This is a genomic window from Butyrivibrio hungatei, assembly GCF_001858005.1.
Taxonomy (GTDB): Bacteria; Bacillota; Clostridia; order Lachnospirales; family Lachnospiraceae; genus Butyrivibrio; species Butyrivibrio hungatei.
Window position 1 is genome coordinate 1,067,871 of record NZ_CP017831.1, and the last position, 14,029, is coordinate 1,081,899.

Genomic DNA, 14,029 nt, shown 5'->3' on the forward strand with positions numbered 1-14,029 from the left:
TTGCGAATGCCTTCTAATATAATAGAAACAGCTTAACCAAGCCATTTCTGGAGGTGTTTATGAAGGATTTTCGCATTGAATTTACTAATGAAAGAATCATCCCATCCGGTGGTCTCGCTGTAGTAGGAGCTATCCTTGGAAAAAGCGATTTTGTCAAAAGGCTTAATCGAATGGATGTTACACCTAACCGCTCGCAGCATCAGATCAAGAATGGAGATATTCTTCTTACATATACTGGCATGCAGTGTATGGGAAAGCCACAGTTTGAGGCGGCTTTACAAGGAAACATGTCGACTAAATAGTTTTCTGATCACAAATTCTAACAAGATATTCTAATAATTGCGGCTGGCTAAGCTTTTAGTCTGCCGCAATCTTGAACTTTTGATTCTTAGCAGACGTTTTATTCAAAGCTTGTCTGCTGCAAATCCAATTTTTTCATATAGAACAGACATATTCATTGGTGTTTGTCTGCTTGAATTTGAGGATGCTGTATTTAAGCAGACCAAATGCCTTCAAACTGCCTGCCTAAGGGCAATATTTCTAGCGAAAAGGCAGACAAATAAAGACACACAAGTAAAAGCAACATACAAAAGAAAATAAAGTACCTCATAATGCTATAATTGATTTGGAGGACTACATATGATTCTTTTCATAAATGCATGCGTAAAAACAGAATCCAGAACCAGGAAGATTGCGGAAAAACTGCTGGAAAAACTTGGCATGGATGTAACCGAAGTTAGGCTTACTGAAATTGAATTTCCGGTTACAAGCGAAGCCTTTCTTGGGAAAAGAGACTGTGACATTCTGAATAGGGATTACAGTCATCCTTACTATGATCTGGCTAAGCAGTTTGCAAAAGCAGATACTATAGTTATTGCAGCTCCCTATTGGGATTTGTCTTTTCCTGCAGTACTCAAGCAGTATATTGAGCATATTAATGTTTTGGGAATCACTTTTGAATACTCAAAAGAGGGCACGCCTATCGGACTATGTAATGCCCAAAAACTATATTACGTAATGACCGCAGGTGGTGCTTATGTCCCAGAAGAATTCGGTTTCGGATATATAAAGGCTCTGGCTCAGAATTTCTATGGCATAAAAGACGTAGAACTGATCAAAGCTACCGGCCTTGACATTCAAGGAAACGACGCGGAATTGATATTGAAGGATTGTATAAGTCAATTGGAGAGGAGTGTAATCCAATGATGACCAGGCAAGACATAAAAAAGAGTAGGAAAAGGTAGAAGATGATAATTAATACTGGGCAGCGGACGGATATTCCGGCATTCTATCCCCTATGGCTTGCTAATAGAATAAAAGAAGGCTTTGTCTGTGTCAGGAATCCATATGATCCTACACAGGTTAGCAGGTATTTGCTAAGGCCCGATGTGGTTGATGTCATCGGCTTTTGTACCAAGAATCCAAAGCCTTTTTTCCCATACCTTGATTTGGTAAAAGAGTTTGGACAGTTCTGGTATGTGACGATTACGCCCTATGGAAAAGACATTGAGCCTGCTGTTCCAAATAAAGAAGAGGTTCTAAAGTCTTTTAAATATCTTTCAAAAAGAGTTGGAATAAATTCAATTGGTTGGCGCTATGATCCAATATTTGTAAGCGATAAATATACAGTGGATTTCCATCTTAGCTCTTTTGACAAAATGGCAAGAGAACTGGAGGGGTATACAAAGGTAGTTGTTATCAGCTTTATAGATCTTTATGAGAAGGTTAAAAGAAATTTTCCTGAGGTAAAGGTAGTGTCTGAACAGGATAGGATTAATCTTGGTAAGGAAATCATTAGTATAGCATCTTCACATGGAATGGTGGTTAAACCTTGCGGAGAGGGAAACTTTCTTGAAAAATATGGGGCTGATTGCAGTGGATGCATGACTATTTCGCAGTATGAGAGCGCTATAGGCAAAAAGATCAATGCACCAAAAACAAAGCCCTCCAGAAAAGAATGTGCCTGTTACCTTTCCGGTGATATAGGAGCATACGATACATGCGCTCATCTATGCAGGTACTGCTACGCAAACAATGATGTAGAGCTGGTAGCTCAAAACAGAAAAAAACATGATCCTAAGTCGCCTTTCCTTATAGGAAATTACAGGCCTGAAGATGTGATTCATGATGTGGTTCAAAAGTCATGGGTAGATGGTCAGATGAATATTTTTGATTACCTTAATTGTAGAGAGGGATAAAAACAATCTCACTATTACATCTTTCTTTTTTTTCTGTTATAATCACACTCTGTTGATTAAATTTCAGAAGATATAAAAGTTGGTAACATTGGAAACGCACACCCAAAAGGTGATAACGAACAACACGCTTAAGTCTTCGCAGTATTTGAAAGGAGAATCTTAACGTGTTACCACAGAATAAGTTTCAAGATGTTATTTTTACAATTTTTATGGCCTTTGTCATGGTCTATGCAATGATCTGCTACAATATCGCCCTTAACGTAGGGGGAATGCAGAACTTTGTATTTCTCGCAGCGTTCAAGGAAATGGTGATCATGTGGCCTATCGCCATAGCGTTAGAGCTCATCTTTGTTGGAAGACTTGCTCAGAGGCTTGCTTTCAGATTTGTAACTCCAGGTAAAGATCCAGCGATCATGCTCATTCTTGCTATATCTTCCATGTCAGTTTGCCTTATGTGCCCACTGATGAGCTTTGCAGCAACACTTCTTTTCAAGGATGCAGGAAAAGAGATTGTGGCAGTGTGGCTTCAGACTACAGCAATGAACTTCCCAATGGCTCTTTGCTGGCAGATATTTTTTGCAGGACCTTTGGTTCGTAACATATTTGGTTTCTTTGTAAGAAAAATTTCAAAATAAGTGCAAAACAGACCCATATGAGTGTAAGCCATGGGTCTGTTTTTTTGTGATGCTAAAGTACTGATAGTAGGTCAAAAATAGAGATACTGAGTATATATTCGGACTTTGTTATAATAGATTTATACTTTGAACACAACCTATAACAGGAGAACAAGTACATTTTTATTTAAAGGATTATAGATTAAATGTGTGTGAAAGCCAGTATTTAAGCGCATGACACGAAGCGTGTCACACATGTGACGGGGCGATTCTTTTTGTTTTTCATATCTTTTGCTAGTTTGAAATTGACCGGAAGGAAATTTATTTCTAAGAAAGGAATTAAAAAATGGAAAACAGAAAGGATTGTTTGTTATTTGGATTTATTTTTGTAGCTTTATTTGTTTTATTCACGGCATTGGTTATGACGATTGACGTTCAACCTGTAGGACAGAATGGAACTGATATTGGATTTGCCGGATTAAACACAGCTTTTCATGCATTGACAGGAGTCAACATGAAAATCTATACGATCACAGACTGGCTTGGCCTGGTACCAATATTCATCTGCATGATATTTGGAGTAGTTGGCTTTGTGCAGTTAGTGAAAAGAAAGAATTTGCTTAAGGTAGATAGCGATATTATTATTCTAGGAATCTACTACATTATAGTTATTATGGCATATCTGATCTTTGAGATGATACCAATCAACTACAGACCAATTCCTATAGAAGGTGTTATGGAGGCATCATATCCCTCTTCCACAACACTGCTTGTACTTAGCGTAATGCCAACATTGGTGGAACAGTCAGGCAGAAGGATAAATGATAAGCTCATAAAGAAACTGATCACGCTTTTTTCAGGATTGTTCTCGCTATTTATGGTAATAGGAAGAACTATATCAGGAGTTCATTGGTTAACTGATATCGTAGGATCAGTACTGCTGAGCATAGGCTTATTCTATCTATATAAAGGATTTGTCCTGAAATTCAGCAAAGAGAGATAAGAGGAGATGATAGCTATGGAGTTTAACGAAAAACTTTTGGAACTTCGAAATAGCAGGGGAATTACTCAGGAAGAACTTGCGGAGGCTTTGTTTGTTTCAAGAACTGCAATTTCAAAGTGGGAATCTGGAAGAGGCTACCCTAGTATTGATTCGTTAAAAGAGATATCGAAGTTCTTTTCCGTATCCATAGATGAACTTTTATCCAGCGATAAACTGGTAACAATTGCAGAAAAAGAAAACAAGACAAATATGCGAAAGGTCCTGGATTTTCTATTAGGGCTTAATGATCTGCTGGCGTGTGGTATGATATTCCTTCCGCTTTTTCCACATCCGGTAGATGGCAAGATCTACGCAGTAAGCCTTATTGAATACATTGATGTATCAATGACTATAAGGCTGATCTACTGGATACTTTTTGCGAGTCTTGTAGTAGTAGGAACTGTATTAGTAATCTTGAGCCATTTTAAGTTTGAAAAGGCAAAGAGAGTAATGGTCATATTGTCTATGATCATAAGCATAGTGACAGTGCTTGCTCTTGCAATCACCAGGGCTGCGTATGCTACATCTGTAGCCTTTATCCTGCTGACCATAAAGGGATTGTTACTGCTTAAACGAGAGAAAACATGATTTTTTGAGGAGATTTTGATATGAATTCGAATGATTACACAATACGAAAAGAGAAAAAAGAAGAATATAGAGAAGTTGAAAACCTTGTAAGGGAGTCTTTTTGGAACGTTTACCGTCCGGGATGCAGCGAGCACTTTGTGATACATGTTCTCAGGGATGATCCTGCATTTGTAAAAGAGCTTGATTTTGTCATGGAGAAGGACGGCAAGCTTATAGGTCAGAATATGTTCATGAAGACTATCATCAATGCGGATGATGGCAGAACTATAGATGTTCTAACTATGGGACCTATAGGAATTATCCCTGAGCTTAAGCGAAAAGGCTATGGAAAAGCTATTCTGGACTATTCCCTTGAAAAGGCTACAGCCATGGGATTTGGAGCAGTACTTTTTGAAGGAAACATCGGCTTTTACAGTCATTGTGGCTTTGATTATGCCAGCAAATTCGGAATCAGATACCATGACCTTCCAGAGGATGCAGACTCATCATTCTTTCTTTGCAAGGAACTGATTCCGGGATATCTTGATGGAATCACTGGAGTTTATCAGACTCCAAAGGGATACTATGTTGATGATACAGACGTTGAGGAGTTTGATAAGAACTTTCCACCAAAAGAAAAGCTTAAGCTTCCAGGACAGATTTTTGACTGATAATAGAGCAAAAACAGATCTGTATTAGCCAGGGAAGAATAAAAGAGGATGATATAAAAATGAGGCCTGAAATAAAATTCAGAAACTATACTGACGACGATTATGAGGCATTATGCGACTTTCTCATTGCTTTAAATGATAAGGAAGACAGCCATATTAATTGGAACTGGGCAAGGCTTGAATGGATGATGGAGCATCCAGAATTTGATAAGAGTTTAAAAAAATCCATAGGTCTTTGGACAGAAGATGGCAGGATAGTTGGTGCAGCAATCTATGATATGTATTTTGGTGAGGGCTTTTGCGGAGCCCTTCCGGAATATAAAGAGTTATATAAAGACGTTGTGGAATATGCATGCAAAGAACTTAAGGATGATTCTGGATTTGGGCTGGCAATCTGCGAAGAAAATACTGATGAAGTAGAGATGGTAAAGAAACAGGGATTTTATATCTTTGACCAGGACGAGACCATAATGGAGAGAAGCCTTGATGATCCATTTGAAGCTAAAATTCCAGATGGCCTTAAGTTCTTTTGCCCTGATCCTGTGGAGGATGTTTATGATCTAGAGTGGCTTTTCTGGCAGGGATTTGATCATGGACAGGACAGAGCTGAATTTGAACGGGAAGAAGAGATCATTCCAAGAGTCAGAAAGCATTTCAATAAAGACTTAGGCGTTGCTGCGGTGAATGAAAAGGGAGAAATGGTTGCATGCTGCCTGCTTTGGTATATGCAAGGAACTGACTATGCTTATGTGGAGCCTGTCTGCACTATTCCTGAATATAGAGGAAAAGGTGTTGCAAAGGCCTTGATATATGAAGCGTTTGGTAGAGCTAAAAAACTTGGTGCAAAAAGAGCTTATGTCATTTCCGATATGGAATTCTATGAGAAACTTGGTTTTAAAAAGAAACATCACTACTTGTTTTTTAGGAAATTACCATGAAATGAATTTTTGAATCAGTGCAAAATAGGCTCAAATAAGTGTATTTGAGCCTGTTTTTTTCTTTGATATGATAACCTGTTAAAGACATGATATTGAGGAAAAAATAGAGGTTAAGAAAATGAGAGAAAAGGGAAGATTATTTGGAAATTTACAATTTTATAAAAGTGCACTGGCTATCGCTGTTCCGATCATGCTGCAGCAACTTATCCAAAGCATGGTTTCATTGATAGATAATTTCATGGTTTCAGGACTTGGTGATATATCCATGTCAGGAGTAAACATTGCAGGACAGGTAATGTTTGTATTCATGGTCTTTGTAAATACGATCTGCATGGCAGGAGGTATTTTCCTTACTCAGTTCTTTGGAGCAAAGGATAAGGCAGGAATGCAGCAGGCTTTTTTGTTTAAGATATTGATCAGCTTTGCGGCTATGATACCTTATTTTATGGTGTGCCTGGTTTATCCAAGAGAGATATTATCCCTTATGGTAATCGGAAACACTCAAGCCAATCTTATTCTTGACGAAGCAGTAAAGTATATCAGAATAATGTCTCTGGTTGGAACGCCAATGACATTATCTGTATGTATTGCCAGCTCCCTAAGAGATATGGGAAAAGTAAAGGCACCACTTGTTGTAACTGTTATAGCAACACTCACAAATACAGTGCTCAATTATCTGCTTATCTATGGCCATTTTGGTTTTCCTGCACTTGGGGTCAGGGGCGCAGCTATTGCTACAGTAACTGCCAGAACATTAGAATTTATTATTTTTGCAGTTATTTATATTAAGACAAAACCAGAGTTTGCTGTTGAATTTAGCAGAGACTTTAAAATTGACGGCGGCATATTCAGAGATATTCTTAAGAGCGGAGCTCTTATGCTGTTTTGCGAGATGACCTGGGTGCTTTCAGAAACTTTAACTACTGCTATCTATAATGGTAGAGGAGGAGCGGATGTTGTTTCAGGAATGGCATCGAGCTTTGCCATAGCAAATCTTTTCTTTGTGGCATTTGGTGGTATCTACTCTGCAACCAGCGTCATAATTGGTAAGACACTTGGAGAGGGAAATCTTGATAAGGCTCGCAGGGAAAAGACATGGCTTTTGTCAGGTTCTGTATTATTTGGAATTGCTATGGTGTTTGTTGGTTTTGCTACAACACTGATTGTTCCTATTGTCTTTGTAAAACTTAGTCCAAGCGCTATCGCAATATCAAGAAACATGGTAATTCTTATGTCATTCTTTATGCCTGCATGGGTATCTATTAACGCACAGCAGGCAGTTGCAAGGGCTGGTGGTGATACAAAGATGGGAGCTTATGCAGATGCAGGTTTAACGATCGTGGTGATGCTTCCTATGTTGTTTGTACTTGCCAGATATACGGATATTGGCCCTGTACAGATGTATCTTTGTGTAAAGATTTTGGATATTGTTAAGATTGTTATATTCCATTTTTGGCTGAAAAAAGAGCGCTGGCTTAAAAATCTTACCTGCGAGCACAAATTAGAGAACCTTACGCCTAAGGCGTCATAAAGATAAAATATCAGAGGTCAAAGACAGCATGATCCGCTGATTAAAGGAGGGAACAGGATGATCAACAGCAAAACAAAATATGAAGCTACACATGAAGAAATCAGGGAATTATTCGATCATCATAAGGTTGGAAAAGTGGCAGACATTACGCCTCTTGGAAATGGCGAGTTCAATGCTGCTTACAAGGTTACTTGTGACGATGGAAATTGTTATGCACTTAAAATTGCGCCACCTGATGACGCGAGAGTTCTTACATATGAAAAGAATATGATGGAATCGGAAGTGCTTTGGTATAGCAAAATGCATGAGAACACAGATATTCTCTGTCCTAAAGTGTATGTGGCGGATTATTCTAAGAGCATTATAAAGAGTAACTGCTTTATCATGCAGATGATGGAGGGAGAGCCGCTGTGGGCTGTAAACTTCTCAGATCATGAATATGAAAATGTACAGAAGCAGAAAATAGGGATGCTTGCCAAAATTCATAGGATAACAAATGACAAGTATGGCTACATACAATCTGGTCTTCATGATACATGGTATGACGCGTTGAGATCTATGGCGGGAAATCTGGTTTCAGACTGCAAAGCCCTGGGCCATGAGACACCAGATGGCGAAAAGTTTATTTCATTCATCGATAAGCATGCGGAAATTTTAAGGGAAGTACCATGCCGTATGGTGAATTTTGATCTGTGGGATAGCAATGTCCTTTATAAAGACGGTAAGATCTGCTGGATTGACCCGGAGCGTGGCTTCTGGGGGGATCCTGTAGCTGACTTTATTACCCTTGGTTCAGGCCAGAAAGCGCCTCTTTTATCTAAGTTAAAAGAGCTTGAGATATACAATGAAACCGCTGATGAAAAGATAGTTCTTTCAGAAGAAACTGAAATTAGATATCAGATTGCAGTCTGCCTTCTTGCTCTCATCGAGGAAGTTGAGAAATATGTAAGATACGAGCCGGAGGAAGATAACTATATTAGAAACACAAAGGACGCCAGAGAAATGTACGATATGGCCTTTGACATATTGAGCAGATAAAAAATAATTGCATCAACCATTTATCAATGATAGTATAAAAATGGTTTTAAAAATATAAAAGAAAGAGCGCTTTGCGTTTAGGTGAGGAAATGTTTATTAGATAATTTAGCTTGAGTTAACACAAAGATTTTTAGGTAGCTGCTTATGCGGCTGTTTTGTGTACGCTTAAACTAGATTATCATGCATTCTTTAGCCTAACTGTTATAGTAGGTCTATTTGTGTGAGTCTATTTTGCGTATGCAGAATGGACTTTTTCTTTTGCAGCTAGACTGGAGGTTGATATATGCTACAGATCAAAAACTTGACTATAACGCACCGGGGAGATCTGCGTATCATATTAGAAAAATACAATATGGTCCTGAATGATGGAGATAAAGCAGTGATCATAGGAGAAGAAGGAAATGGTAAGTCGACTCTTATGAAATGGATCTACGATCCTGAGCTTGCTTTGGAATATGCAGAGTGTGAGGGCGAGAGGGTGTTATCTGGAGAAGTCCTTGGATATCTTCCACAGGAACTACCTGAAGCTGATAAAGACAAGACGCTTTATGAATACTTTTCAGAGTCGAACTTTTTCTTTGATAAGACGCCAAAAGAACTATCGGCCATGGCCGTAGAATTTCAGGTTCCCGCGGACTTTTTTTACAGCGAGCAAAAGATGCAGAGCTTGTCCGGAGGAGAAAAGGTAAAGGCCCAGCTCATGAGACTTCTTATGAATGGTCCAACAGTGCTTCTTTTGGATGAGCCATCAAACGACATAGACATTAGCACCCTGGAACTTTTAGAGAAGTTAATTGATGAGTGGAAGCACATAGTTCTTTTCATATCTCATGATGAGACCCTTATTGAGAACACTGCAAATGTGGTGATCCATATAGAGCAGATCATGCGCAAGACCAAGAGTAGGTACACTGTGGTAAAGGATAGCTACAGGAACTACATTGAGAAAAGAGCTGAGAATTTCGAGAGGCAGGAACAGCAGGCGATAAATGACAGGAATGAGAAGAAGCGCCGGGACGAGAAGTATGCAAGGGTATATAACAGCGTAGATCACGCTCTTACCAATATATCCAAAGGCGCCCGGGATTCAGTAGCTAAGAACCTCAAAGACAAGATGCATACCGTAAAGGGCATGGGTAAGCGCTTTGAAAAAGAGGATGAGAACATGACCAAAATGCCTGAGCAGGAAGAAGCAATATTCTTTAAGCTTGGGGATGATAACGCCAAAATGCCTGCAGGTAAGACGGTTATCGAGTATGAACTAGATGAGCTGAAGACACCGGATGGATCAAAGCTCCTTGCAAAGGATATTTTCCTTAGAGTAAGAGGCCCTGAAAAGATATGTATCGTAGGCACTAATGGAGCCGGCAAGACCACGCTTTTAAAGATGATGGCAAAAGAGCTCCTTTCAAGAAAAGACATAAAGGCGCAGTACATGCCGCAAAACTACGAGGAACTTCTTGATCTTGATGCTACGCCTGTGGAATTTTTGGATGATACCGGTGATAAGGCCATACGTACCCGCATTAGGACTTATCTGGGGGCTCTTAAATACACCGCAGATGAAATGGATCATTCCATAAGGGAACTATCTGGCGGTCAAAAGGCAAAGGTACTTCTACTTAAGATGAGCCTGTCAGATGCAAATGTTCTGATACTAGACGAGCCAACACGAAACTTTTCGCCCCTGTCAGGACCAGTTATCAGGAAGATGATAGCTTCTTTTCCTGGAGCAGTGATCAGCATCTCCCACGATAGAAAGTATATAGATGAAGTGTGTACCAAGATTTACACATTAACAGATGGAGGATTAAAGGAGGCTGCATATGAACTATTTTGTTGAAGGATTGCAGGGAAGTGGCAAGAGCACGCTTGTAAGAAAGCTTTCTGAGAAGTATCCTGAGTATAAGGCTATTTGCGAAGGGGACTATTCTCCTGTTGAGCTTGCCTGGTGCGCTTATGTGGACAAAAAGACTTATGAAGAAATTCTTGATAAGTACGAGAGCCTTAGAGATGAGATCAAGGAAAAGAGCTATGAAGAAGATGACCGCATGATCATCTGCTACACCAAGATCATCACCGATATTCCGGGCTTTCATAAGGATTTAGAAAAATATGAGATCTACAATGGGAACCTTGAAGCTGAAAGCTTTAAGGAAGTTGTCTTAAGAAGGTTTCAGCACTTTAATGGCGATAGGAATATCTTTGAGTGTTCTCTTTTTCAGAACATTGTTGAAGACATGATCCTATTCCAGCAAAAGAGTGATGAAGAAATTCTAGATTTTTATAAAGAGGTCAAGAAAGCCCTTGCAGGCAAGGATTATCAGATAATGTACATTCAGACTGGGGACATAGCAGCAAATATCGATGTTATCAGGAAGGAACGCTCTGATGATAATGGAAAAGAGATGTGGTTTCCGCTGATGCTTGGATATTTTGACAATTCACCCTATGCCAAAGAAAAGGGAGTGTCAGGCACTGAGGCACTACTAGATCATTTCAAACATAGACAGGAACTGGAACTTAGGATATGCAGGGAAGTATTTGAGGGAAAATTTAGGATTTTGAAGTCGAAGAATTATGTATTGGAAGAAAACTAATGTTATAATTATAGTATCTTCCTGATAGGAAAGTTTTTTTATTCCAAACCCTACACTTGGGCTGTTAAAAACTACGTTCACTCTAATTAGAATGAACGTAAAGAAAAGACTAAGTGAGGAGAATAATATGGATAAAAAAACAGGTTACAAAGAAATACTTAAGAATTATCAGTACATGAAGCTACTTTTAGCTGGACTGATCAATAGATTTGGAGATTCTATAGACACGATCGCATCAGCGTGGCTGATATATGAACTTACAAGTAATGCCATGTGGTCAGCTATTATTTTTGGAGTAAACAAGATTCCAACAGTTTTTATTCAGCCGCTTGCTGGTGCTTGGATTGAAGGAAAAAAGAAAAAGCCCATTATGGTGGCAACTGATCTTGTAAGAGCAGTTTGCGTTGCCTTTATTGCAACAGGATTCCTAATGGGATTTCTAAGTTCATGGATGCTGGTTGTTGTTTCTTTTACAATTTCAACAGCTGAAGCTTTCAGACTTCCTGCTGGTTCCGCGGTTATTCCCAAACTGTTAAAGAAAGAAGAAATTTCCTACGGAACATCTATGTCTACGGCAATCTATACTGTTGTGGAACTGATCGGCATGGGCATTGCAGCTGGAATTATTGCTCTTATTGGAACTGCAGGCGCAATATATGTTGATATGGTAACTTTCATTTTGTCAGCAGGAATAATTGCAACGATCAAAATTGCCTCAGATGAGAGAAGAGACATAAATGGTAATCTACAAGCTTATTTTGTTACATTAAAACAGGGATTTACCTATATAGCGCACAACAAAGTTGCCATGTTTTTGGTTTTGTTTGCAGCATTTTTAAATGCCATTCTTGTTCCCCTTAACAGTTTACTTGCACCTTTAGCAAATGAAGTTATCGGCTCAGGGGCTGAAATGATCTCAATCATCACCGTTTCTAGTACATGTGGAATGCTTGTTGGAACTGTAATTTATCCTGTTTTGGCAAAGCTTATTAGAAAAGAGCTGTTTGTTATAAGCGGAGGTTTATGTATAGGCATATATTATCTTGCAGTAATTCTTGTGAGGCCAGCCTATAGTAGCATATTATTTAGTTATGTATATTTGACATTTATGAGTTTTGCCATGGGAATCTTTATATCAATTCTTTCTGCTTTCTTGCAGGTTGTGTTTATTGAACTTATTGATGAGCAATATTTTGCAAGAGCATCATCTATAATGAATGCCATGGGAAGTGTAGCGACACCTGCTATGTCAGTTGTGGTAAGTTTACTTGCTGCCTGGCTTCCAACAGCAATGATTTTTATAATAGTTGGGGCAATCGATGTACTTGTTTGTCTTTATCTTGTTCTTTCTCATACACTCTCTAATATTTTAGGATGCAATAATGAAGACTTAGGAAAAGAGGTATCTTCTTATGCAACACAAGTTAAGTGAGAATATAAAAAAATATCGAAAAGAAATGAATCTTACACAAAGTGATCTGGCTGAAGCTTTTGGGATTACTGAAGGAGCCGTTTCTAAATGGGAAAGTGGTAATACCGTTCCTGATATTTCACTACTCATGGACCTTGCTGACTTTTTTGATATATCTGTAGATACATTGCTTGGGTATAGTATTTCATCCAAAAATATTGATGACATAATTGGTAAAATGAAAAATCTTTTGGATGAAGGAAAGTATGATGAAGCAGTATCTGTGGCTGAGAAGGCTCTTGTAAGGTATCCAGGAAATTTCAAGATTCTTTACAAATGTGCGCATACATATGGGACTGCATTAAGACAAAGCAATGCTAAAGAGTATTGTAAAAAAGCTATTGAATTATATGAAAATTCTATTCGTTATTTATACCAAAACACTGATCCTGAAATCAATGAGTTCGTAATAAAAATGGAAATTGCTCATGTGAAGTTTTGGGATGATATTGATAAGGCACTTGCTGATTTTGAAGCGTTAAATTACATGGGTGTTTCAGATGTTCAGATAGCAAGAATACTTATGAGAAAGGGTAAGACTGATGAAGCACTAGATAAATATACTAGAACCATGGTGCGAGCCCTCATCCATGATCTTGATATGGCGGCTGGAATGTTCATTGCACTTGTAAGCACCGGCAAGAATAAAGCTTTTGTTGAAGCATCTGAATTAATGGAGTGGTACTTAGCTATTATTGATGCAACCAGCAATGGGAAAATCAGCTATCTGACCAAGATGAAGACAGTAGTACTTGCATTTAAGGCCATGAGTCTATCATGTTCAAAAGATTATGAAATTATGAGGCAGTGCTTGGATGAGGCTTTGGCGCTTGCTAAAGAATTTGATAAAAAACCATCCAATGATTTTAATGGAAAAATCAAGTTTTGGCACGCTAGTGAAGATTTTAGCTCTTCAGTATATGATGAGATAGGTTGCAGTGCTGTTGATGGAATAGATAATCTTTTTGACGAAATGATGGGAAAGGCTACTCCTGATGCTGTGGTAAAGAAAATGAAAGAAGCAAGGGAGTATTGGGATAGTATAAAACATAATGAATGACGATTTGATTTTGACGGAACCAGCTGAGAAATATGCTGAAGAGATTAGAGCTTACAGGCAAGAGTTTATTGATATCGGTGATCACATGGATGGTTGCGGACATGCTATTTGGGTGATATACTGATTTTGTTGTAAAAATACTAAAGAAAGCGAGGTAATCATAATAATGAGTGTAGAGAAGATGAATATGAACGTTTTAACTAAATATTTTATGAAGACCTCGGTTTGTGATAAATAATCAGATTTTTCTTAGCCGTGGCTTATTAGTCACGGCTTTTTCTTTTTTAATTTAAACCAGC

General features: G+C 38.5%; 15 protein-coding genes. All 15 read left to right on the top strand.

Translation table 11 applies throughout. From position 1 onward, the window contains the following. The first annotated feature begins 59 nt into the window (after window positions 1-59). The 15 genes from bhn_RS05195 (at window position 60) to bhn_RS16015 (ending at window position 13,854) form a co-directional block, all read left to right on the top strand. Window positions 60-302, top strand: a complete 243-nt coding sequence (locus bhn_RS05195) for a hypothetical protein (protein WP_236845968.1) — start codon at window positions 60-62, stop codon at window positions 300-302. 337 nt (window positions 303-639) lie between these two features. Beyond that, complete coding sequence (locus bhn_RS05200) at window positions 640-1,206, top strand: NAD(P)H-dependent oxidoreductase (RefSeq protein ID WP_071175689.1); 567 nt, start codon at window positions 640-642, stop codon at window positions 1,204-1,206. Window positions 1,207-1,247: 41 nt separating this feature from the next. Beyond that, window positions 1,248-2,198, top strand: coding sequence for a DUF1848 domain-containing protein (locus tag bhn_RS05205; RefSeq protein ID WP_071175690.1), 951 nt, complete (start codon window positions 1,248-1,250; stop codon window positions 2,196-2,198). 209 nt (window positions 2,199-2,407) lie between these two features. Further along, the gene (locus tag bhn_RS05210; protein WP_071177440.1) at window positions 2,408-2,833 is read left to right on the top strand and encodes a DUF2798 domain-containing protein; all 426 of its coding nucleotides are present in this window, start codon (window positions 2,408-2,410) and stop codon (window positions 2,831-2,833) included. A gap of 400 nt (window positions 2,834-3,233) precedes the next feature. Beyond that, entirely contained in the window at window positions 3,234-3,815 is a 582-nt protein-coding gene (locus bhn_RS05215; protein WP_236845970.1) for a phosphatase PAP2 family protein, read from the top strand. A 15-nt stretch (window positions 3,816-3,830) separates the two neighbouring features. Next, entirely contained in the window at window positions 3,831-4,442 is a 612-nt protein-coding gene (locus bhn_RS05220; protein ID WP_071175692.1) for a helix-turn-helix domain-containing protein, read from the top strand. Window positions 4,443-4,462: 20 nt separating this feature from the next. After that, window positions 4,463-5,092, top strand: coding sequence for a GNAT family N-acetyltransferase (locus bhn_RS05225; RefSeq protein WP_071175693.1), 630 nt, complete (start codon window positions 4,463-4,465; stop codon window positions 5,090-5,092). 59 nt (window positions 5,093-5,151) lie between these two features. Then, on the top strand, window positions 5,152-6,030 hold the full coding sequence (locus bhn_RS05230) for a GNAT family N-acetyltransferase (RefSeq protein WP_071175694.1): 879 nt from the start codon (window positions 5,152-5,154) through the stop codon (window positions 6,028-6,030). Between the two features lie 118 nt (window positions 6,031-6,148). Continuing rightward, window positions 6,149-7,561 (top strand): MATE family efflux transporter, encoded by a 1,413-nt coding sequence (locus bhn_RS05235; RefSeq protein ID WP_071175695.1) that lies wholly within the window; start codon window positions 6,149-6,151, stop codon window positions 7,559-7,561. Between the two features lie 57 nt (window positions 7,562-7,618). Further along, window positions 7,619-8,599, top strand: a complete 981-nt coding sequence (locus bhn_RS05240) for an aminoglycoside phosphotransferase family protein (RefSeq protein WP_071175696.1) — start codon at window positions 7,619-7,621, stop codon at window positions 8,597-8,599. 283 nt (window positions 8,600-8,882) lie between these two features. Beyond that, a complete protein-coding gene (locus bhn_RS05245; RefSeq protein WP_071175697.1) occupies window positions 8,883-10,442 on the top strand; it encodes an ATP-binding cassette domain-containing protein in 1,560 nt (519 codons plus the stop codon). Continuing rightward, the gene (locus tag bhn_RS05250; RefSeq protein ID WP_071175698.1) at window positions 10,426-11,199 is read left to right on the top strand and encodes a P-loop NTPase family protein; all 774 of its coding nucleotides are present in this window, start codon (window positions 10,426-10,428) and stop codon (window positions 11,197-11,199) included. The genes bhn_RS05245 and bhn_RS05250 overlap by 17 nt, the downstream gene beginning before the upstream one ends. A 127-nt stretch (window positions 11,200-11,326) precedes the next feature. Beyond that, window positions 11,327-12,631, top strand: coding sequence for an MFS transporter (locus bhn_RS05255; protein WP_071175699.1), 1,305 nt, complete (start codon window positions 11,327-11,329; stop codon window positions 12,629-12,631). Next, on the top strand, window positions 12,612-13,730 hold the full coding sequence (locus bhn_RS05260) for a helix-turn-helix domain-containing protein (RefSeq protein ID WP_071175700.1): 1,119 nt from the start codon (window positions 12,612-12,614) through the stop codon (window positions 13,728-13,730). The genes bhn_RS05255 and bhn_RS05260 overlap by 20 nt, the downstream gene beginning before the upstream one ends. After that, window positions 13,723-13,854, top strand: coding sequence for a hypothetical protein (locus bhn_RS16015; protein WP_257786648.1), 132 nt, complete (start codon window positions 13,723-13,725; stop codon window positions 13,852-13,854). The genes bhn_RS05260 and bhn_RS16015 overlap by 8 nt, the downstream gene beginning before the upstream one ends. The last annotated feature ends 175 nt before the right edge of the window (window positions 13,855-14,029 follow it).